The 20,202-nt window shown below is 66.8% G+C and carries 23 protein-coding genes and 1 pseudogene; 16 read left to right on the top strand and 8 right to left on the bottom strand.

Annotated features, from left to right (window positions below; all coding sequences use genetic code 11):
• Positions 1 to 63: 63 nt before the first annotated feature.
• The 4 genes from KBY65_RS00265 to KBY65_RS00280 are packed head-to-tail and all read left to right on the top strand — an operon-like array spanning position 64 to position 2,799.
• Positions 64 to 432: a 2Fe-2S iron-sulfur cluster-binding protein gene (locus KBY65_RS00265; protein WP_094560302.1), complete on the top strand. Its 369-nt coding sequence runs from the start codon at positions 64 to 66 to the stop codon at positions 430 to 432.
• Entirely contained in the window at positions 429 to 1,343 is a 915-nt protein-coding gene (locus tag KBY65_RS00270; protein ID WP_255000026.1) for an inositol monophosphatase family protein, read from the top strand. The genes KBY65_RS00265 and KBY65_RS00270 overlap by 4 nt, the downstream gene beginning before the upstream one ends.
• A gap of 36 nt (positions 1,344 to 1,379) precedes the next feature.
• Positions 1,380 to 2,549: an ATP phosphoribosyltransferase regulatory subunit gene (locus tag KBY65_RS00275; RefSeq protein WP_255000028.1), complete on the top strand. Its 1,170-nt coding sequence runs from the start codon at positions 1,380 to 1,382 to the stop codon at positions 2,547 to 2,549.
• Positions 2,550 to 2,574: 25 nt separating this feature from the next.
• Positions 2,575 to 2,799, top strand: a complete 225-nt coding sequence (locus tag KBY65_RS00280; RefSeq protein ID WP_094560299.1) for an indolepyruvate ferredoxin oxidoreductase subunit alpha — start codon at positions 2,575 to 2,577, stop codon at positions 2,797 to 2,799.
• 10 nt (positions 2,800 to 2,809) lie between these two features.
• On the opposite strand, the gene KBY65_RS00285 is transcribed toward KBY65_RS00280, so the two are convergent.
• Positions 2,810 to 3,553 (bottom strand): DUF3598 family protein, encoded by a 744-nt coding sequence (locus KBY65_RS00285; RefSeq protein WP_255000030.1) that lies wholly within the window; start codon positions 3,551 to 3,553, stop codon positions 2,810 to 2,812.
• Positions 3,554 to 3,692: 139 nt separating this feature from the next.
• Here KBY65_RS00285 and htpG point away from each other — a divergent pair, with 139 nt between their 5' ends.
• A complete protein-coding gene (htpG, locus tag KBY65_RS00290; RefSeq protein ID WP_255000314.1) occupies positions 3,693 to 5,600 on the top strand; it encodes a molecular chaperone HtpG in 1,908 nt (635 codons plus the stop codon).
• 136 nt (positions 5,601 to 5,736) lie between these two features.
• Here htpG and KBY65_RS00295 read toward each other — a convergent pair whose 3' ends face one another.
• Entirely contained in the window at positions 5,737 to 6,408 is a 672-nt protein-coding gene (locus tag KBY65_RS00295) for a ParA family protein (protein ID WP_094560297.1), read from the bottom strand.
• A 204-nt stretch (positions 6,409 to 6,612) separates the two neighbouring features.
• On the opposite strand from KBY65_RS00295, the gene rpmB reads away from it, so the two are divergent.
• On the top strand, positions 6,613 to 6,849 hold the full coding sequence (gene rpmB, locus KBY65_RS00300; protein WP_015108262.1) for a 50S ribosomal protein L28: 237 nt from the start codon (positions 6,613 to 6,615) through the stop codon (positions 6,847 to 6,849).
• Positions 6,850 to 6,856: 7 nt separating this feature from the next.
• A complete protein-coding gene (locus tag KBY65_RS00305; RefSeq protein ID WP_255000032.1) occupies positions 6,857 to 7,438 on the top strand; it encodes a peroxiredoxin in 582 nt (193 codons plus the stop codon).
• 1 nt (position 7,439) lies between these two features.
• Here the strand turns inward: KBY65_RS00305 and KBY65_RS00310 are convergent, their stop codons facing one another.
• Together KBY65_RS00310 and csaB are read right to left on the bottom strand one after the other, a co-directional pair.
• Positions 7,440 to 7,766 carry a hypothetical protein gene (locus tag KBY65_RS00310; RefSeq protein WP_255000034.1) on the bottom strand — a complete coding sequence of 109 codons (327 nt, stop codon included), beginning with the start codon at positions 7,764 to 7,766 and terminating at the stop codon, positions 7,440 to 7,442.
• An 8-nt stretch (positions 7,767 to 7,774) separates the two neighbouring features.
• Entirely contained in the window at positions 7,775 to 8,890 is a 1,116-nt protein-coding gene (csaB, locus tag KBY65_RS00315) for a polysaccharide pyruvyl transferase CsaB (protein ID WP_315860002.1), read from the bottom strand.
• A 73-nt stretch (positions 8,891 to 8,963) separates the two neighbouring features.
• On the opposite strand from csaB, the pseudogene KBY65_RS00320 reads away from it, so the two are divergent.
• From KBY65_RS00320 to psaK, 5 genes and pseudogenes are all read left to right on the top strand, one after another.
• Positions 8,964 to 9,919, top strand: a pseudogene (locus tag KBY65_RS00320) (sulfotransferase domain-containing protein).
• A 12-nt stretch (positions 9,920 to 9,931) separates the two neighbouring features.
• Positions 9,932 to 10,795, top strand: coding sequence for a hypothetical protein (locus KBY65_RS00325; RefSeq protein ID WP_255000035.1), 864 nt, complete (start codon positions 9,932 to 9,934; stop codon positions 10,793 to 10,795).
• A gap of 4 nt (positions 10,796 to 10,799) precedes the next feature.
• Positions 10,800 to 11,105, top strand: coding sequence for a DUF2499 domain-containing protein (locus tag KBY65_RS00330; protein ID WP_094560290.1), 306 nt, complete (start codon positions 10,800 to 10,802; stop codon positions 11,103 to 11,105).
• Positions 11,102 to 11,437, top strand: a complete 336-nt coding sequence (locus KBY65_RS00335) for a DUF3593 domain-containing protein (protein ID WP_094560289.1) — start codon at positions 11,102 to 11,104, stop codon at positions 11,435 to 11,437. Before KBY65_RS00330 ends, KBY65_RS00335 begins: the two co-directional genes overlap by 4 nt.
• Positions 11,438 to 11,503: 66 nt before the next feature.
• Positions 11,504 to 11,761 (top strand): photosystem I reaction center subunit PsaK, encoded by a 258-nt coding sequence (gene psaK / locus KBY65_RS00340; protein WP_255000036.1) that lies wholly within the window; start codon positions 11,504 to 11,506, stop codon positions 11,759 to 11,761.
• 28 nt (positions 11,762 to 11,789) lie between these two features.
• Here the strand turns inward: psaK and KBY65_RS00345 are convergent, their stop codons facing one another.
• Complete coding sequence (locus tag KBY65_RS00345) at positions 11,790 to 12,983, bottom strand: NAD(P)/FAD-dependent oxidoreductase (protein ID WP_254987153.1); 1,194 nt, start codon at positions 12,981 to 12,983, stop codon at positions 11,790 to 11,792.
• 44 nt (positions 12,984 to 13,027) lie between these two features.
• Positions 13,028 to 14,956: a 1-deoxy-D-xylulose-5-phosphate synthase gene (gene dxs, locus KBY65_RS00350; protein WP_255000037.1), complete on the bottom strand. Its 1,929-nt coding sequence runs from the start codon at positions 14,954 to 14,956 to the stop codon at positions 13,028 to 13,030.
• Positions 14,957 to 15,029: 73 nt separating this feature from the next.
• Here dxs and ilvA point away from each other — a divergent pair, with 73 nt between their 5' ends.
• From ilvA to KBY65_RS00365, 3 genes are read left to right on the top strand one after another with little or no spacing between them, the layout of a single operon-like run.
• Entirely contained in the window at positions 15,030 to 16,601 is a 1,572-nt protein-coding gene (gene ilvA / locus KBY65_RS00355) for a threonine ammonia-lyase, biosynthetic (RefSeq protein ID WP_255000038.1), read from the top strand.
• Between the two features lie 28 nt (positions 16,602 to 16,629).
• Positions 16,630 to 17,223 carry an SMC-Scp complex subunit ScpB gene (gene scpB, locus KBY65_RS00360; protein ID WP_255000039.1) on the top strand — a complete coding sequence of 198 codons (594 nt, stop codon included), beginning with the start codon at positions 16,630 to 16,632 and terminating at the stop codon, positions 17,221 to 17,223.
• 35 nt (positions 17,224 to 17,258) lie between these two features.
• A complete protein-coding gene (locus KBY65_RS00365; protein WP_255000041.1) occupies positions 17,259 to 17,549 on the top strand; it encodes a YggT family protein in 291 nt (96 codons plus the stop codon).
• Between the two features lie 6 nt (positions 17,550 to 17,555).
• Here the strand turns inward: KBY65_RS00365 and KBY65_RS00370 are convergent, their stop codons facing one another.
• Entirely contained in the window at positions 17,556 to 18,023 is a 468-nt protein-coding gene (locus KBY65_RS00370; RefSeq protein ID WP_409996600.1) for a hypothetical protein, read from the bottom strand.
• Entirely contained in the window at positions 18,020 to 18,349 is a 330-nt protein-coding gene (locus KBY65_RS00375) for a nucleoside triphosphate pyrophosphohydrolase family protein (RefSeq protein WP_255000043.1), read from the bottom strand. The genes KBY65_RS00370 and KBY65_RS00375 overlap by 4 nt, the downstream gene beginning before the upstream one ends.
• 57 nt (positions 18,350 to 18,406) lie before the next feature.
• Between KBY65_RS00375 and pyk the strand changes: the two genes are divergently transcribed.
• Entirely contained in the window at positions 18,407 to 20,191 is a 1,785-nt protein-coding gene (gene pyk / locus KBY65_RS00380; RefSeq protein WP_254987149.1) for a pyruvate kinase, read from the top strand.
• Positions 20,192 to 20,202: the final 11 nt, after the last annotated feature.

Raw genomic sequence — 20,202 nt, forward strand, 5'->3', positions numbered from 1 at the left:
CAAAATGGGGCAACCAGATGGCAATGTAGCAGTTCGACTCTGGCTTCCCAGTCGCTTCGCACCATGACCCGCAGCCACCCGATCACGATCCACTGGCGCCAGACCGGCCGCGTGATCCGCCACGAGGTGCCGGAGGGGGACTACATCCTGCGCAGCTTTGAACAGCAGGGCGATGCCCTGCCCTTCAGCTGCCGCAATGGCTGCTGCACAGCCTGCGCCGTGCGGGTGATCTCCGGGGAGATCGACCAGCGGGAAGCGCTGGGGCTGTCGCGCGAATTGCGCGGCCGCGGCTACGGCCTTCTCTGCGTCGCGCGTGCCACCGGTCCGCTGGAGGTGGAAACCCAGGACGAAGACGAGGTGTACGAGCTGCAGTTCGGTCGCCACTTCGGCCGCGGCAAGGTGCGCCCTGGCCTGCCCCTCGACGACGAATGACTGACTTCCCCACCCATCCGGCCAGCCTTTCAAACCAGGCCTGGGAAGCCTCGGAGCTGCCTGCCGTTGAACTCGAGCGGCTCGCCGCCGTAGCCCGCCGGGCGGCGGAGGCCGGCGCCGAGCAGCTGCGCCATCACTTCGGCCACCTGGAGCGGATCCGCGAGAAGGGCCGGGCCGGCGACCTGGTGACCGAAGCCGATGTGGCGGCGGAGCAGGCCGTGCTGGCGGTGCTCGAGCAGGATACGCCCGAACTGGGGGTGCTGGCGGAGGAGAGTGGTCGGCGCCAGGGCCAAGGTTCACCGCTGGAGTGGTGCGTGGACCCACTCGATGGCACCACCAACTACGCCCATCGGTTTCCGTTCTTCGGCACCTCGGTGGGCCTCACCTGGAATGGCCAGCCGCTGCTGGGGGCCCTGGCAGTGCCAGCGCTGGAGCAGCTCTACTGGGCGGCGCCGGGGTTGGGGGCCTGGGCCAACAACAGCCCGATCCGGGTGAGCGACTGCAGCGAACTCAGCCAGTCGCTGCTGGTCACCGGCTTCGCCTACGACCGTCACACCCGCGTCGACAACAACTACGCCGAATTCGCCTGGTTCACCCATCGCACCCGGGGGGTGCGGCGGGCCGGTGCCGCTGCGGTGGATCTGGCCTTTGTGGCCGACGGCCGGTTGGATGGCTACTGGGAGCGGGGGCTCTCGCCCTGGGATCTTGCCGCCGGCGTGGTGCTCGTGGAGCAAGCCGGCGGGGTGGTGTGCGCCTACGACGGCGGTCCGGCGGAGCTGGCCAGCGGCAAGCTGATCGCCTGCACACCGGGGCTGCGCCAGGCGCTGATCGAAGGGCTGGGCGCCTGCAAGCCCCTGGCAGGCGGCAGCTACGGCGCTCCCGAGCTCGATGCCCCCAACCTGGATCCATAGGATCAGCCCAGTCCCTTTCGCCAGCTCGACGCCGCAATGGCCCTGCAACCCGCCGCCGGCGCCCGGGATCTCAATCCCCGCGAGGTGGAAGGCAACCGCCGCATCGCCGAGCAACTGGCTGCGGTCTACCGGCTCTGGGGCTACCAGGAGGTGGCGCCGCCGAGTTTTGAACGGCTGGACACCCTCGAGGCCGGTGGTGGCATCGATGGCCGTGAGCTGGTGCGGTTGGCCACCGATGAACCTCTGGGCTTGCGCCCCGAGCTGACCGCCTCGATCGCCCGAGCCGCGAGCACCCGCCTGGCGGAGCGGCCCCGCCCCCTGCGCCTGTGGGCGATGGGCAGCACCTTCCGCAGCTCCACCGGCGATGGCGGCGGCCAGCGGATCCTTGAACAGCTCCAGAGCGGTGTCGAGCTGCTGGGAGTGCGCTCCGCCGCCGCCGACGTGGAACTGATGCGACTGCTGCTCGCGGCCGCCGGACGACTGGGCCTGGAGGAACGCCATCAACCCCGACTGCTGGTGGGGCACCACGGCGTGCTCAGCGTCCTACTGAGCCAGCTCCCCGACGGACAGCGCAGCGCTGCCCGCCGCGCCCTCACCAACTTCGATCCCCTGGCACTGGCCCAGCTGCCCCTGCCGGAGTCCGATCGCCAGCGGCTAGCCACCTTGATGCGCCTGCGGGGCGAGCCGGCCCGGGTGCTGTATCAATTCGAGCAATGGCTGGGCCCCGTGCCGCTGCTGGCCGAGCTGGGCGCCACCCTGGCCGCGGTGGCCCCGGCTGCCGAGCGGCTGGGGGTGGCGCTGCAGCTCGATCCCAGCTTCCAGCCCCACTTCGCCCTCTACGACGGCCTGGTGCTGAAGCTGGTGTGCCAGGGCCAGGAAGCGCCAGTGGAGATCGCCAGCGGTGGCCGCTACGACGCCCTGGTGGGGCGGTTCTGCCAAGACCCTGCCCAGGCCGCAGGCGTGGGCTTCGGCTTTGACATCGAGGCGGTGCGCGAGCTGGTGGCACCAACGCTGGACGCCTCTTCGCCGGTGCTGGTGGCCTACGGCCGGCCGGAGGATCTGGCCCCGGCCCTCGATCACCTCGAAGCCCTGCACCAGGCCGGCACCTGTGCGGAACTGCTCAGCGGTGCCACCGCCAGCCAGGCCGAAGCCCAGGCCATCGGCGAGGCCCGAGGCTGCAGCCGCACCCTCTGGATCGCTCCCTAGGATCCGGCCAGCACCCGCGCGAGCCATGGCCCACACAATCGTCACCAACGTCTGTGAGGGCGTCGCCGATTGCGTCGATGCCTGCCCCGTGGCCTGCATCCATCCAGGCCAGGGCGCCAACACCAAGGGCACGGCCTTCTACTGGATCGACTTCGACACCTGCATCGACTGCGGCATCTGCCTGCAGGTGTGCCCGGTGGCCGGGGCGATCCTGCCGGAGGAAAAGCCCGAGCTGCAGCAGGCCGGCTGAAGCACCGCCCCTAACGCTCCAACACCTCGTGAGTGGCTGAGACCCAGGCGCCGCTGCCGTCGTAGCAGCGGATCAGGCGCTCGAGCCGATCGGGAGCGGTGAGCCAACCGGCCTCCACGCTGAAGGCTTCCCGGTGGCTCACCTGCTGGGGCCAGCGGCAATAGCCGCCATCGGCGAGCCACTGCAACTCAGCCATCTCGGCAGCCGAGAAGCTCACCCGGGCCTCCGATCGATCGGGCTCGGGCCAGTCGGCGGCAATGGTGGCCCGGCTGCCCTGCCACGAACCCTGCAACTGCTCCGGCGTCAGCGGCGGACACTCCTGGGCGCCCGAGCCGACGCGGTATTCCCGGATCAGCACCAGCTGGTCGGCATCGCCGGCTTCGGTGTAGAGCAGCACCAACCGGTGGCGACGATCGCCATGCACAAAGCCAAACTCCCCGCCGAACACCGTGCCCGGTGCCAGCTGCAGCGACCCCTTGCAGAACGTGCCGGTGTCAAAAAACACCACCTGGCGGCCGAGGCTGCGGTACTCCTGGCTCAGGTCGCTGCTGGGCGGAGCGCCGCGGTCGCCCCCTTCAAAGCGCTGCAGGCGGAAGCGCACCATCGAGATCGCACCCTCTGCGTTCTGCTCGCCGGCTTCGAGGCTGAGCAGCGAAAGGGTGGTCTTGAGCTCCGTGCCCGTGGGGCTGATGCCGGTGAAGGAGCCCTGCCAAGCCCCCAGATTGGCCAGGAAGTTCTGCCACTGGCTGGCCATCGGCTGGGGATCAGGAGACTGCAACTGATCCTATGGAGCCCCCACCGGCAGAGGCCTTGGACGGTTTCCTGCCCATGGCGCCCCCTTGGCGGGCGGCCCCACCCCGGGGGAATGTGGGCCCAGCGTGATTTTGAAAACTGTGGTGCTGCAGGCGGAACAGGGCCAGATTCAGATCCATACCGAGAACATCTTTCCGATCATCAAAAAGGCCGTCTACAGCGGCCATGAGGTGTTCCTGCGGGAGCTGGTGAGCAATGGCGTCGATGCCATCAGCAAGCGCCGCATGGCCGCCATGGCCGGCGACTGCAGCGAAGGCCCCGAAGGCAAGATCTCCATCCGCATCGACCGCGAAGCCAAAACGCTCACCATTTCCGACAACGGCATCGGCATGGGCGCCGACGAGGTGAAGCGCTACATCAACCAGGTGGCGTTCTCCAGCGCCGAAGACTTCCTCGAGAAGTACAAGCAGGAGAACGACGCGATCATCGGCCACTTCGGCCTGGGCTTCTACTCCAGCTTCATGGTGGCCAAGCAGGTGGAGCTGGTGAGCCTCTCGGCCCGCGAGGGGGCTGAGGCGGTGCGCTGGAGCTGCGACGGCTCGCCCAACTTCTCGCTGGAGGCGGCTGAGCGCAGCGAGCCGGGCACCGATGTTGTCCTGCACCTGATGGAGGAGGAGCTCGAGTACATCGAGCCAGCCCGCATCCGCACATTAATAACCACCTACTGCGACTTCCTGCCGGTGGAGGTGCAGCTGGAGGGCGAAACCGTCAACAAGCGCGAATCCCCCTGGCGCAAGAGCCCGCGCGACTTGAGCGACAACGACTACATCGAGCTCTACCGCTACCTCTACCCCTTCCAGGGCGACCCGCTGCTGTGGGTGCACCTCAACACCGACTACCCCTACAACCTGCAGGGGATCCTCTATTTCCCCAAATCCACTGGCCGGGCCGACTGGGAGAAGGGTGAGATCAAGCTTTACTGCAACAACGTTTTTGTAAGCGACTCGATCAAGGAGGTGGTGCCCCGCTACCTGCTGCCCCTGCGCGGCGTGATCGATTCGCCCGACATCCCCCTGAACGTAAGCCGTTCAGCCCTGCAGACCGACCGGCGGGTGCGCTCGATCGGTGGCTTCGTGGCCAAGAAAGTGGGCGACCGGCTCAAGGAGCTGCATCGCGACGATCCGAAGCGCTACGCCGAGATCTGGGAGTCGCTGGCTCCGTTCATCAAGATCGGCGCCATGGAGGACGACAAATTCGCCGAACAGGTGGCCGACCTGGTGCTGTTTGGCTCGACAGCTGCTGCGGGTGAAGGCGACAGCCCCGATCCCATCCCCGGCGAGGGTGGCAAGGCTTACACCACCCTCGCTGGCTACCGCTCACGCCTGGCCGCCGACAATGACAAGCGGATCCTCTATTGCACCGATGAGGCCGGCCAGGCCGGAGCGCTGGCCCTGTGGAAGAGCCAGGGCGCCGAGGTGCTGCTGGCCGACACCTTCATTGATACCCAGTTCATCCCCTGGCTGGAATACCGCCACGAGGAGCTGAAGTTCCAGCGGGTGGACAGCGAACTCGACGACTCCCTGCAGGAGAAGGAGAGCGAGCTGAGCGATGCCGAGGGCAAGGACTCCAGTGAAAAGGTGCGGGAGCTGTTCAAAGGCGCCCTGGCCAACGACAAGATCACCATCCAGGTGCAGGCCCTCAAGGGCGACAACGCCCCCGCCGCCCTGATCCTGCTGCCGGAGCAGATGCGCCGCATCAACGACATGGGCGCCCTGATGGAGCAGCGCCTGCCGGGCCTGCCCGATCACCACGTGCTGCTGGTGAACCGCAAGCACCCCCTGGTGGAGGGCCTGCTCAAGCTCTCGGCCGGTTCGGTGATCACCGGTGCCGGCGGCAACTCCCCCAGCCAGCAGCTCGCCGACGACCTCAGCCGCCATGTCTACGAGCTGGCCCGCCTGGCGGTGGGCGGCCTGGAGCCCAACGAACTGGCCGGCTTCCAACAGCGCAGCGCCACCCTGATGGGGCAACTGATGGCGCGGGGGCTCTAAAACCGCAACCAGCCCTGGGCCAAGGCGATCTGAAAGCCAACGGTGCCGAGCAAGGAACCCAGCAGCCCACCAGCAAAGGCCAACCAGGCGATCGGTGCTCCCACCGCCTGGCTTACCGAGGTGGGCTGAACGAGGCTCAGGCGCTCAGCGGCAGTGGACTGATGGTCCTGCTGGCGACGGATGAGGGCTTCGAAATCAGGCATTCAATTTCCTGGGCAACGGACTGATAGGCCGACCAACCGGCCATGCGGCGAGGGTCAGCCCGGCCGCGGTCGTCGATGGCGGCAAACACGGGCAATCCCTGGGTTTCGGCCTTATCGAAGGCTGCCAGCAGGGGGATTTCGGCCCTGAGCACCTGCAGCCCAAAGGTTTCGAGGGCTTTGCGGGCTTCGTGGGCCGCCCGCTGCTGGCGCAGATCCACCTTTACCAACAGCACGGCATGGGGCACCTGCACGCGCTGCAACAGCTGGGCCAGCTCTACGGTGAGCTCAACGGCACGGGCCTTGGGGGCAGTGGGCAGCAGCACGAGGTCGGAACCGTCGGCCAGGTGACGCAGCTCCTCCTCATCGCTGCTCGCCTGGCCATCGGTGATCACCACATCGGCAAAGCGGCTGGCCTTGGCGGCGGCCTCCACCGGCACCACCTGGAAGGGCAATTCGCCGCGGATGCGATAGGCCAGGGCCGAGCGGTTGCGGTCGGCATCCACCACGCACACCGAGCGGCCGAGCTCCGCCCAGACACTGGCGAGGTGGATGCTGGTGCAGGTTTTGGCGACCCCACCCTTTTGGCCGGAAACGGTGATGAACACCGCAGCTCAACAACTGGTTCAAAAATAGAGGTGTTATTCGAATCGATCAATCAAATCCGCGACCTGGGGAGGCGTTGTGAGCAAAAGCCGACGCAAGCCCAGGCCCAGGCGCCATCCCTTGCCGGGGCCGACACCCCCCTGCAGACCAGTTGATACAGTGGTGGCTTGGGCATTGTGCCCTGCACGTCGTTTCGGAAATCGGTCATGTCCCGGGTCTGCCAGCTCACCGGCAAGCGCGCCAACAACGGCATGGCCGTCTCGCACTCCCACGTGCGCACCAAGAAGCTGCAACAGGTGAACCTGCAGGAGCGGCGCCTGTGGTGGGCCGAAGGCAACCGCTTTGTCAAGTTGCGCGTCTCCACCCGCGCCCTGAAAACCATTCAAAAGAAGGGCCTGGGCGCCTATGCCAAAGAGCTCGGCGTCAACCTGGCCAAGATCTGAGGGCACCATGCAACGCCGGGCAGTTCTGCGCAGCCTGGCCGCCCTGGTGCCTGCCACTCTCGGGGCAACAAGCCTGCTGGCCTTCGGTCGGCAGGCTTTTGCTTTGGGAGGCACGCTTCCGGCCCTGAATCAGCCCGCTCCGGATTTCGCCCTGCCGGGCATCGCTCCCGCGGCCGATGGTGAGGCCGTCGAAACCCAGTTGCAGCTTGCTGATTTCCGAGGACGCTGGCTGGTGCTGTATTTCTATCCGCGTGATTTCACCGGCGGTTGCACCCTGGAGGCACGCGGCTTTCAGAAGGATCTGGCTGCCTTTGAAGCCGCAAACGCCGCTGTGGTGGGGGTGAGCGCCGATGACGCCGAATCCCACGCCGACTTCTGCAGCAGTGAAGGGCTTGCTTTTCCGCTGCTCTCCGATCCAGCGGGCAGCGTCAGCCGCGCCTACGGCAGCTGGATCGTACCGTTTTCGCAACGCCACACCTTCCTGATCGATCCCGTTGGTGTGTTGCGATCCACCTGGGTGGCCGTGCGTCCAAGCGGCCACAGCGCCGAAGTGCTGGCCACCCTGCAGGAGCTTCAGATCAGCCGCTAGGTCAGGCCAGCCGATAGGTCATGAACCATCCCGAGCCGGGGCCTTCCACCTCCCAGCGCGGCAGCCAGTGCCGCCAGCTGTAACGCACGCCGTGGCCTCCCCGGCCTACCTGCACGTACCCGCCACCTGGGTTGTCGAGTTCGCCATAGGCCGTCGGCGAGATGGTGTCATCGGCATTGATCCCCAGCAATGCCCCAGGGCGCAGGTATTTGATGGCCATGGCGCAGGTGCTGGAAAAGCACATGCGATGGGCCTGGCCCGGCACGGCACTGTCGGTTTGCACGTAGTACTGACGCACCGGCAGGACGGTGCCAGCGGAAACGCTCATGCCCCCTGCTAGCAAGAGCCGCTGCAGGTGTCCAGGCTCTCCAGCAGTTGGCGATGCACCGCCGTCTGCTGGCGGAGCTCCGCTAGCCGGGCGCTGGGCGGCGGGCTGTCGAGCACGGTCGTCCAGGCGGCCACCAGCTCGGCCGGCGCTGCTGCCGCATCCAGGCTGTGGCAGGGGCAGCCCAGGGCAGAGGCGGCGGCGGCCACTTTCGGGTCGTAGCTGAGGGCGGCGCAGGGCGCTCCGGAGAGGGCCGCCAGGATCAGGCCATGCAGGCGCATCGCCACCACCAGTCCGGCACCACTGCCCATCGCCATTGCTTCGCTGGGCCGCTCCGCCAGCACCTCCCGGCTGCGGGCCGCCAGGCCTGCTGGCAGCAGCTGCTCCTGGCGCAAGTGCTCCAACAGGCCCCGGTCCTGCGTGGCGTGGAAGGGCAACCAGATCACCTCGCGGTCGTGCTCGCGGGCCAGTTGCTCCAGGGCCTCGAGATAGGGGCGCCAGGTTGCTCCCTGCAGCTGACCGGTTGGCCGAAAACAGAGCACCAAGGGGCCACCACGCCCGCGCCAGGGCTGGGCCGGCAGGGCCCACACCGGATCACTGCCCACCGGGCCCTCGCGCCCGAGGCGCTTGGCCAGAGCCGCCGATTCCGGATCCCGCCAGCTCACCGCCGTGGCCAAGCGCAACAGGCGGCCCACCAGCAACCGGCTGCGACGGCGCCGTAGCGGACCCAAACCCTGGCCCCAGAGCAGCACCGGCTTGCCTTCCAGCCGGGCCGCCGCAATCAGAGCGCCGTAGTAGAGCAGGCTGCGGAAACTGGTGGAATCCTGCAACAGGCTGCCGCCGCCGAGCACCAGGGCATCGCAGCGCCGCAGCGCCTTAAGCACCAGCGGCAGGCTGCGGCGCGGCACCGTCTCCACTCCAAAGCGCTCCTGCACCAAAGCAGCGTCATGGGCTGTCACCACCGCCTGGCATCCCGCAGGCAGTTGGCTTATCAGCACCTCCAGCAGGGCGTCATCGCCGAGGTTGTGCTCCCCGTAGTAACCGCACAGCAAAACCCTGCGAGGCGCCAGGGTCTTGCGCACCAGGCCCATCGGAGCCGGGTCAGTCTTCTGTCTGGTCTCGCGCACGAGCCGGGCCTCACCGCCCAATCAGCATGGCACCAAAACAGATTGGTGCAGATCGCTGCATCGATGCAGATTGATGGCCATCAGCCCTGGAAGCGGAGATCCGCAGCGCACCCGCCGCATTCACAACCACCACTTCGACAGCCGTCGCTGGGATCATGTCGCGCTCCGCGATGACGACATCGTCATCGCCAGCCCCTACAAGAGCGGCACCACCTGGTTGCAAGCCATCGTGGCCCACCTGGTGTTTGACGGTGAACTGGCGGCCCCTCTGGCCGACCTCTCGCCCTGGCTGGAAGCCAATTACCACGATCTCGACGCTTTGGTGCTGACGCTGGAGCAGCAACGCCACCGCCGTTTCATCAAAAGCCACCTACCCTCGACGCCCTGCCATGGGATCCCCGGCGGCGTTTTCTCTACATCGCCCGCGATGGAAGGGATGTGGCGATGTCGCTCTGGAATCACTACCTGAACTGGAGCGATCAGGCCCATGCCCTGGTCAACCAGGTGCCCAACGAACGGGGCGAGACCTTCCCCCTTCCCCCGGCAGACGTGCAGACCTTCTTTGATCGCTGGTTGCACAACGGTTGGCTGGACTGGGAGAAGGATGGCTGGCCTTTCTGGTCGTTCTTTCACAACGTGCAGTCGTGGTGGGATCACCACCATCAAGCCAACATGCTGCTGCTGCACTACAGCGACCTCAAGGCCGATCTGCCGGCCCAGATCGCCAGGATTGCCAGCTTTCTCGGCATGGAGATCGATGCTCCGCGGCTCGAAACTGTGGCGGCCGCGGTTGCCTTTGATGCCATGCGACTCCACAGCGATCGCTACGTGCCCTGCGGGGGACGTCTCTGGAAAGGCGGCGCCACCACATTCCTCTACCGCGGCAGCAACGGCCGCTGGCGGGGCGTCCTGCGTCCGGAACAGCTCGAGGCCTACGACCGGGTCAGCCGGGAAGCCCTCAGCCCGGCCTGTCACAGCTGGCTGCATGGCGTCGACAGGGAATCGTCGCTAGCACTTGAGTGGTGCTAACAGACCACAATGGTGACGCAGGAAGCCCTTGAGGCCCTCGATCTGCTGATCTGGCTTGGGAATGGCACCCATGCCAGTGAGCTCGCTCATTGCAACCAGAGAACCGTGTCGCGTCGGGTGCAGCAGACCCTGGCCACCTTCAACCTCAAACTGCGCCGCGTCTCAGAAGCCTGGCAAGCGACGGGCGACCCACTGCTGCTCCGCCTAGAGCGGCAGCTGCACCAACGCGGCCGGTTTCTGGGACGGCAAGCCCTGCGCCTGCAGGCTCCTTACTGGAGCTCCGATGCCCTGTTCAACAACCTGCCTCCCCACTGGATCAGCAACCCCTTCAGCTCCTTGGGCTCCGCCCACCACTGCCTGGACCTGCTCGAGCAACGGGTGGTTGACGCCTGCCTGGCCACCCTGCCAGAACGGCCGGCCAGCGATGACACCCGATTTGCCTGCTTTGACCTGTTCCACTCTCCGATCCATCTGGTCACGCGCCCTTCAGCACGGGTGAGCCGAATCACCCAGCCCAGCAGGGCTGAGATCGGCACCCATTGCCACATCGACACCTTCCCCTTCAACCCTCGCCCCCAGAAGCAGTTCATCCGCGGCTTCTATGACCACCATTTCCGGCCTGCTCGCACCCGCAGAGGCACGCGACACCCCGACACGGATCCTGTTTATTTCGCCAACAGCCTCATGCTCAAAGCCCTGGCCGACAAAATTGACGTCGTCCGCGTCAAGGTGGCCGTACCGTCTCACTACGTGGAAAGCCTGGTGGTGTTGCACGAACACCGGGATGAGCCGGCTGTTGCCCAACTGGTTGAGCTGCTCCGCCGGCAGATCCTCGAACTGTCACGCTCCGAATCACAGCTCATCGCCATCCACTGACCCCATGCACGCCCTGTCCCTGCCCACCTGGTGGATCCATGTCACCTCGGTGCTCGAGTGGGTGGTGGCGATGGTGGCGATCCAACGGCTGGGCGTTGCCCGCCGGGAAGAGGGGTGGCGCTGGCTGAGCCTGGGCATGCTGCCGGCCCTGGTGAGTGCCATGGCCGCCTGCACATGGCACCTGTTCGACAACAGCCCCGAGCTGCAAGGCCTGGTGGTGCTGCAGGCCGGGCTCACCACCCTCGGCAACGGCACCCTGGCCCTGGCCGCCTGGAACCTGCTGCGTCAACAGCGGCAGGCAGCGCCATGAGCGGCCCGCTCAGCTGGCTGGCCGGGATCGATCCCACGCCGCTGTTTGTGCTGTCGCTGCTGCCTTATTTGGCCTTTCTGTGGTGGGCGGGGCGGATCGAAGGCTTCCCAAAGCTGGCCCTGCGCGGCTTCCAGTTCACCCTGGTGTTTGTGGCGGTCACCATCGGTGCCGCCGTGATCGCCCAGCTGCGCTATGGCGCCCTGCTCGCCAACGTGGATCCTCTCCACGGGGGCGCCGAATCCCTGCTCACCGTTTCCAACCTGCTGGTGGTGCTCGGCTTTAGCGGTGTGGGCGCCGCGGTCACCACACGGCCCCAGAAGAGAGGGGAATGAACAAGTCTTAAGCAGGGGGATGCAAGGCCAACGGTGCCCGGAAGATGGGGCGTCGGCACTTGCTCCATGATCACTCCGCTTCTGGCCCTGGCCCCCGCCACGATCACCTGGTCGCCCAAGGTGGCGCTGGTGATGATCGTCTGCAATGTGATCGCCATTGCCATCGGCAAGGCCACGATCAAGCACCCCAACGTGGGCCTGCAGCTGCCCAGCCCCAGCCTGTTTGGCGGCTTCGGCCATGGCGCCATGCTCGGCACCCTGAGCCTGGGTCACCTCCTCGGCATGGGCGCCATCCTCGGCCTGGCCTCCCGCGGCGTGGTTTGAATCGGCAGCCCGGTTTGAAGTCTGGCGTTCAACGCCAGCCCAGCAGATAGGGCAAGGCTTTGAGCCCGTAGCGCTCAAAGCGGTAGTCGAACAGCAGGGCGGAGAGATCCTCCGCCCGTTTGGTCTGCAATCCCGCCAGCAGTCTCTCCAGGCGTTGGTCCGCTTGCTGATCGGCCAGGCCCAGCCAGGTGCGCCGGGCCAACCGTCCGCTCAGGCTCCAGCGCCAACCCAGCTCCCGCCGCAGCAGCAGCGGATAGCGATCGAGCGGCGTGGCTGTATCACCGCGCTGGCCGCCACCATCGCCCCACACCTGCAGCAGCAGCGGTGCCAATACCCGGGCACTGGCCAGGGCGTGGCGGATCCCTTCACCGCCAAGCAAGTTGGCGGTGCTCACAGCGTCGCCCAGGCCGATCAGCGGCCCCTGGCGGTGCGCTTCCCGGCGCCGCAGCGTGCTGCGGATGCGGCCGCCATGGCGGTCGAGCACCACCGCTCCCGCCAGGCCGCTGCGCTGCAGCAACTCCTGCAACTCCTGCCCAAGCGGCGGTTGGGGCCGTTGGGCATCGTGCAAGCGGCACACCCCCACCTTGAGCTGGCCGGGGCCCATCGGAAACACCCAGCCATACCCCTGCTGCACCCAGTCGCTACCCAGGAAAAAACTGAGCCGATCCGCCCAGGCGGCGTAGGCATCGGAACTCACCTGCAGCAACCACTCCACACCCAGCCCCGCCACCAGCGGATCGCCCGGGCAGCTGCTGGGCTCGCCAATCAGGGCGCGGCTCTCACCACTGGCATCCACCAGCCAACGGCTGCGGATGGCGCGGCGGCCACCACGGCCATCCCGCACCCAGGTGCAGGCCCCCTCCCCATCGGGCTGCCAGCCCAGCGCCGTGACCCCGAGCTGCAGCCGGGCGCCCCAGCCCTGGGCCTGATCCGCCAGCCATTGGCGCAGGGCGCCGAAATCCAGCACGGCCCCCAGCGGCTGATCGGAACTCCACTGACGCCCCTGCGCTCCGGGGCCCACCAATTGCCAGCCGCTCCAGCGGGCCGCCACCACCGCAGACGGCAAGCCGTAGCGCTCCACCGCCGCCAAGGGCAGGGCCGCGCTGCTGAAGGCCGCCTGGCGGAGGTCGGCCAAGCGATCCACCAGCAACACATCCACCCCCGCCAGGGCCAGCAACCGGGCCAGCTCAGCTCCCGCCGGGCCGGCACCCACCACCAGCACCTCGCAGCGGTCGGGCTCAGCCGTGGTGGAACGCTCGCTGAGGCTCAGACGGCAACGGGCTGACCGGCGGCCGCCAGATTGGTGGGGCGGGGAGAGCCGAAGCGCTCCAGGATGCGGTCGGCCATCTGGGGAGGGGTGAGGCCGAGGCTCTGCTTGCTCTGGTCGGGGCTGGCGTGGTCGACGAGCAGATCGGGAATGCCAATGCGCAGCACGGGCACAAGCACGTCGTGATCGACGAGGGTTTCCACCACCGCGGCACCGAAGCCACCCGCCAGGGCGCCCTCTTCGATGGTCACCACCTTGCCAATGCGCTGGGCCATCGGCAGGATCAGCGCCTCATCGAGGGGCCGCAGGAAGCGGGCGTTGATCACCGCAGCGCGGATGCCCTTCTCCTGCAGCAACCCAGCGGTGGCCATCGCCGGGGCCACCATGGCGCCGTAGGCCACGATCAGCAGGTCGTCGCCATCGGTGAGCAGCTCACCGCGGCCGATCTCCAGGGGTTCAAAGCCCTCTTCCGCAAGAGGCACGCCCTCGCCTTCGCCGCGGGGGATGCGCAAAGCGCAGGGGCCGCTGTGATGAATTGAGGTCACGAGCATGCGCTGCAACTCAGCCTCATCCTTGGGAGCCATCACGGTGAAGTTGGGGATGGCACGGAAGTAGCTGATGTCGTACTGGCCCTGGTGGGTGGGGCCGTCGGCACCCACGATCCCGGCCCGGTCCAGCACGAAGGTGACCGGCAGCTTCTGGATGCCCACGTCGTGGATGAGTTGGTCGAAGGCGCGTTGCAGGAAGGTGCTGTAAATCGCCACCACCGGCTTGAGGCCCTCGCAGGCCATGCCCGCAGCCATGGTGACGGCATGCTGCTCGGCGATGCCCACATCAAAATATTGATCGGGCAGGGCCTTCTCCAGCAGATCCAGACCGGTGCCCGTGGCCATGGCGGCGGTGATGCCCACCACGGTGGGGTCCTGTTCGCAGAGCTTCACCAGCGTTTGGCCGAACACCTTGCTGTAGCTCGGCGGTTTCGGCTTGCTGGAGGGATAGGCCTTGCCGGTGGCCAGATCAAAGGCGCTCTGGGCGTGGTAGCCCACCTGGTCGGCCTCGGCGTAGGCATAACCCTTGCCCTTGGTGGTGGCCACGTGCACCAGCACGGGACCCTCGGTGCGATGCGCCTGCTCGAAGGTGCGCACCATCCCGGCAATGTCGTGGCCATCGATCGGGCCGATGTAGGTGAAGCCCAGCTCCTCAAACACGGCACCCACCTTGGGCACCGCCAGGCGCTTCATGCTCTCCTTGAGCGTCTTGAGCTCGGTGGGGAGCTCGCCGTGCAGGAAGGGCAGGTGCTTGATCGCCTCCTCGGCGTTGCCCTGCAGAAACTGCAGCGGCGGGCTCAGCCGCATGCGGTTGAGGTAGGTGGAGAGGGCTCCCACCGGTGGACTGATCGACATGTCGTTGTCGTTCAGCACCACCAGCAGCTTGGTTTTGGGCAGGTGGCCGGCATGGTTGATGGCCTCGAGGGCCATGCCGCCGGTGAGGGCACCATCGCCGATCACGGCGACGCATTTGAAGTCTTCGCCGCGGCGATCCCGTGCCAGGGCCATGCCCAGGGCGGCTGAAATCGAGGTGCTGGCGTGGCCGGCACCGAAGTGGTCGAAGCGACTTTCACAGCGCTTCAGATAGCCCGCCACGCCGCCCTTTTGGCGCAGGCTGTCGAAATTCTTGTAGCGGCCCGTCAACAACTTGTGGGGGTAGGCCTGGTGGCCCACATCCCACACCACCTTGTCGTGATCGAGATCGAGGGTTTGATACAGGGCCAGGGTGAGCTCCACCACCCCCAACCCTGGCCCCAGGTGACCACCGCTGGTGCTGACCACCTCCAGGTGGCGCTCCCGGACCTGGCGGCCAATGGCTTCAAGCTCAGCCGTGCTCAGGCCGTGCAGCTGATTCGGGTGATTCAGCTCGCTGAGATGCATGCACAACCCTGGAGGTGGAGTGCAATCTAGGCCTTGGATCCCGCCCAGCGGTGCGGATTGCGACACTGGTGCCATGAGCGAGGCTCCCCACAGCTATCTCCAGCGAATCCTGCGGGCGCGGGTGTACGACGTGGCGATCGAGTCGCCGCTCGATCCCGCACCCAATCTCTCGGCGCGCCTGCACAACCGGGTGCTGCTGAAGCGCGAAGACCTGCAGCCCGTGTTCAGCTTCAAGCTGCGGGGGGCCTACAACAAGATGGCGGGCCTCTCGCCGGCGATGCTGGAGCGCGGCGTGATCGCCGCCAGCGCCGGCAACCACGCCCAGGGGGTGGCGCTGGGGGCCCAGAAGCTGGGCTGCAGGGCGGTGATTGTGATGCCGGTGACCACACCGGAGATGAAGGTCAAAGCGGTGGCCGCCCGCGGCGCCGAAGTGGTGCTGCACGGCGACAACTACGACGCAGCCTGCACCGAAGCCACCCGACTGGCCGCAGAGCGGGGGCTCACCTTCATCCACCCCTTCGACGATCCGGATGTGATCGCCGGGCAGGGCACGATCGGGCTGGAGATCCTGCGCCAGTGCTCCGCGCCACCGGATGTGATTTACGTGGCGGTGGGCGGTGGCGGCCTGATCGCCGGCATCGGCGCCTACGTCAAAACCCTGTGGCCCCAGGTGCAGATCGTGGGCGCCGAGCCAGTGGATGCCGATGCCATGACCCGCTCGCTGGCCGCCGGCGAGCGGGTGCAGCTCGACCAGGTGGGTCTGTTTGCCGATGGGGTGGCCGTGCGCCAGGTGGGAAAGCTGACCTTCGATCTGGCCCGCCAGACGGTGGATCGCATGGTGACCGTCGACACCGACGCCATCTGCGCCGCCATCAAGGACGTGTTCGAGGACACCCGCTCGATCCTGGAGCCGGCCGGCGCCCTGGCGGTGGCGGGCATGAAGCGGGATGTGCTGCAGCAGGGCCTGCATGGTCAGACGCTGGTGGCGGTGGCCTGCGGCGCCAACATGAACTTCGATCGGCTGCGCTTCGTGGCCGAACGCACCGAAATCGGCGAAGACCGCGAGGCGATGCTGGCGGTGGAGATCCCCGAGCAAACCGGCAGCCTGCGGCGCTTCTGTGGGGTGCTGGGCCAGCGCAGCCTCACCGAATTCAGCTACCGGCTGGCCGATCCCCGCGTCGCCCACATCTTCGTGGGGGTGCAGACCAGCGGCAGCGACGACGAGCAGCAACTGATCCACGACGTGCAGGCCGCCGGATTCCCCTGCCTCGACCTCTCCAACAACGAATTGGCCAAGCTGCACCTACGCCACATGGTGGGCGGACGCCTGCCCGCCAGCGCCGGCCCCGCCCTGGAGCAGGGGGAGGAGTTGCTCTACCGCTTCGAGTTTCCCGAAAAACCCGGGGCCCTGATGGCGTTCGTCAACGCCTTGCACGCCAACTGGAACATCAGCATCTTTCACTACCGCAACCACGGCGCCGACGTGGGGCGGATCGTGGTGGGGGTGCAAGTGCCCCGCGGCGAACGGTCGCAGTGGCAGGCCTTCCTCAATGGCCTGGGCTACCAGCACTGGGATGAAAGCGACAACCCCGCCTACCGGCTGTTTCTCGGCCCCAGCAGCGCTCCCCTGCCAGCCCTGGCCTGAGCCCGAACACCTGCGGTACCGTGCCGCCATGCACACAGGCGCAGCGGCCACTGAGGCGATCCAGGGTCTGTCGCTGCCGGCCCGGATGGAGGCGATTCTCTATCTCAAGGGCCGACCCCTGAGCCTCGCTGAGCTGGCCGAGATTGCCGCCGTTGGTCGGGAAGAGGCGGAGCTGGGGCTGATCACCCTGATCACCGACTACGCCCACCGCGACACCGCGCTGGAAGTGCGCCAGGAGGGCAACCGCTACAGCCTGCAGCTGCGCGACGGCCTGGGCGACCTGGTGCAGAACCTGCTGCCGGTGGACCTCTCCACCGCTGCCCTGCGCACCCTGGCCACGATCGCGCTGAAGAAACGGATCCTGCAGTCGGATCTGGTGGAGCTGCGGGGTTCGGGTGCTTACGAGCACATCAAGGAGCTCCTGGCCCAGAACTTCATCGAGCGCAAGCGCCAGAGCGAGGGTCGCTCCTACTGGCTCACCCTGAGCGAGAAATTTCACCGCACCTTCGCCGTCAAGGCCGACGACCTGCAACCCCGTCCGAGGGCGGCCAAGGCCAAGGCCAACAACGTGGAACCTGAGCCCGCAGCGGCCGGGGATGAAGCATGGCAAGAGGCTGCCTAGAGTTCTCCGAACAACAGTCTTCTGACGAGCGCCTCATGGACGACCCCCTGATTTTTTTGATAAGGGTCCTAACCAAGACACTCGGCATCTACATCGTGGTGCTATTGGTGCGGGTGCTGCTCAGCTGGTTCCCCAACCTCGACTGGGGCAATCCGCTGCTCTCCACAGTGAGTTCGATCACCGATCCCTACCTGAACGCCTTCCGCGGCCTGATCCCGCCCCTGGGTGGACTTGACCTCTCCGCGATCCTGGCCTTCCTGGCCTTGCAACTTGTGCAAAGTCTGCTTCAGAACGCCAGTGTCTCACTGGGGGGCGCGGCTTACTGAGCGCCGCTACTCATCCGCCAGGGCCTGCTCAAGCGGCAGCAATTCGTCGTCGATACCGGCGCGGGTGCGCACCGGGGCACTGAAACCACGCGCCTTGACGCTGCGGAAGCTGAGGGGCCCTGGGGTGCCCGCCGGCACCGACAGGCGCAGGGCAAAGCTGGAGCTGCCGGGGGGCACGTCGCCGATCGACCCCACGCGGGTGCGGTTCTGGAGCACCGGCTCGCCGCTGGAATCGACGATCAGAGCAAACACATCGGTGTCCACCACAGGTTTGCGGCCCGGATTCAGCACAGTGCCACGCAGGGCGTAGCAGCTGGCGCCGGAAGGGCGCCGCAACTCGGGTTGGGCGCCAACATCTTCGGCGGGACAGGGCTCGAGACTCACCTGCGAAACCTGCAGCTCGGCCGCCCAGGCAGGACCAGGCACAAGCAGCAACAACGCCACCAGAAAAGGAGCTAGCACGACTCTGATCACCGCGTATCCCCACTACCTGCAATCACGTTACGGGCGGCGCGGCTGGCCAGCTTGTCGAGATTGGCCTGGGCGATCTGATCGAGCTCCAGGCCCAGTTCGGTGGCGAGTTGCGCCACGTACCAGAGCACATCCCCCAGCTCCAGCTGCAGGGCGGCGATCACCTCGGGGGTGAACACGCCGTTCTGGTCGCGCATCACCTTCTTGACCTTGTCGGCCACCTCACCGGCCTCACCGCACAGCCCCAGGGTGGGATAGATGGGGTTGTCGCCGGCCTCGGGATAGCGGGCGGTGGCGCGGGAGCGCTGTTGGTAAGCCTGCAAGTCCAACTGCGGCAGCTCGTTGCAGGCCTGGATGGTAGTTTCCAGCTGTCTGATGGCGTGTTGATGCCCCAGCCCGATCTCATGCGTCGCACCAAGATCGTGGCCACGATCGGGCCCGCCACGGAATCTCCGGAACGCCTGCGCGAGTTGATTGCCGCCGGGGCTACCACCTTTCGCCTCAATTTCTCCCACGGGGACCACAGCGAGCACGCCGCGCGGATCGCCACGATCCGCCAGGTCTCCACCGAGCTGGGCATCGAGATCGGCATCCTCCAGGACCTGCAGGGTCCCAAGATCCGGCTGGGCCGCTTCGCCGACGGGCCCATCACCCTGGCCAAGGGTGATCCCTTCACGCTCACCTCGAGGGATGTGGCTTGCAATCAATCGATTGCCACAGTCACCTACGACAATCTCGCCGACGAGGTCGTGCCCGGCAGCCGAATCCTGCTGGATGACGGCCGGGTCGAAATGCTGGTCGAGCGCGTCGACAAGCCCGAGCAAACCCTGTTCTGCAGCGTCACCGTCGGTGGCGTGCTCTCCAACAACAAGGGCGTCAACTTTCCAGACGTGCAGCTCTCGATCCGGGCGCTTACCGAAAAAGACCGGATCGACCTGGCCTTTGGCCTGCAACACGGTGTCGATTGGGTGGCGCTCAGCTTCGTGCGCAACCCCTCGGACATGCGCGAGATCCGCGAGCTGATCCGCAGCCACGGACACAGCACGCCGGTGGTCGCCAAGATTGAAAAATTTGAGGCGATCGACCAGATCGACGACATCCTGCCCCTTTGCGACGGGGTAATGGTGGCCCGCGGTGATTTGGGCGTCGAGATGCCTGCCGAAGAGGTGCCGCTGCTGCAGAAGGAGCTGATCCGCAAAGCCAACAGCCTCGGCATCCCGGTGATCACCGCCACCCAGATGCTCGATTCGATGGTGAGCTGCCCCCGCCCCACCCGGGCCGAGGTGAGCGACGTCGCCAATGCCATCCTCGATGGCACCGACGCCGTGATGCTGTCCAACGAGAGCGCTGTGGGTGATTTCCCGGTGGAAGCGGTGGCCACCATGGCCACGATCGCCCGGCGCATCGAGCGTGATTACCCCCAGCGGGTGCTCGACAGCCACATGGCCACCACCATTCCCAACGCCATCTGCCAGGCGGTGAGCAGCATTGCCCGCCAGCTCAATGCCGCGGCAATCCTGCCCCTCACCAAGGGTGGCTCAACCGCCCGCAACGTCAGCAAGTTTCGGCCCAGCACCCCCATCCTGGCGATCACCAGCGAGGTGAAGGTGGCCCGCCAGCTGCAGCTCTGCTGGGGAGTGAATCCCCTGCTGGTGGCGGAACAAAGCTCCTCCACGAGCACCTTCAGCCTGGCCATGGGCATGGCCCGGGAGCTGGGCTTTCTGCAGGACGGCGACCTGGTGGTGCAAACCGCTGGCACCCTGTCTGGGGTGAGCGGCTCCACCGACTTCATCAAGGTCGGCATCGTGTCGGCCGTGCTGTCGAAGGGCACCGGCATCGGCAACGGCTCGGTGAGCGGGCGGGTTCGCCTCGTGGATAGCCCCGAGGCAGCAGCGGCGATCCAGTCGGGGGAGATCCTGGTGGTACGTGAAACCTCGGCTGATTACATCGAGGCGATTCGCAAAGCCAAGGCCGTGATTGCCGAAGCCGACGGCATGGAGAGCCACGCGGCCGTGATCGCCCAGCGCACCGGCATTCCGGCGATTGTGGGCGTCGACAACGCCTTTGCCAGCCTGCGTCAGGGCGAGATCGTGACCCTGGATCTGCTCCGCGGGGAAGTGCATCGCGGCGCCCGCAGCCACAACGCGGACAGCGGAACCGCCATCGTTTAGGGCCCCAGCAC

The sequence above is a fragment of the Cyanobium sp. Alchichica 3B3-8F6 genome (assembly GCF_024346435.1).
GTDB lineage: Bacteria > Cyanobacteriota > Cyanobacteriia > PCC-6307 > Cyanobiaceae > Cyanobium_A.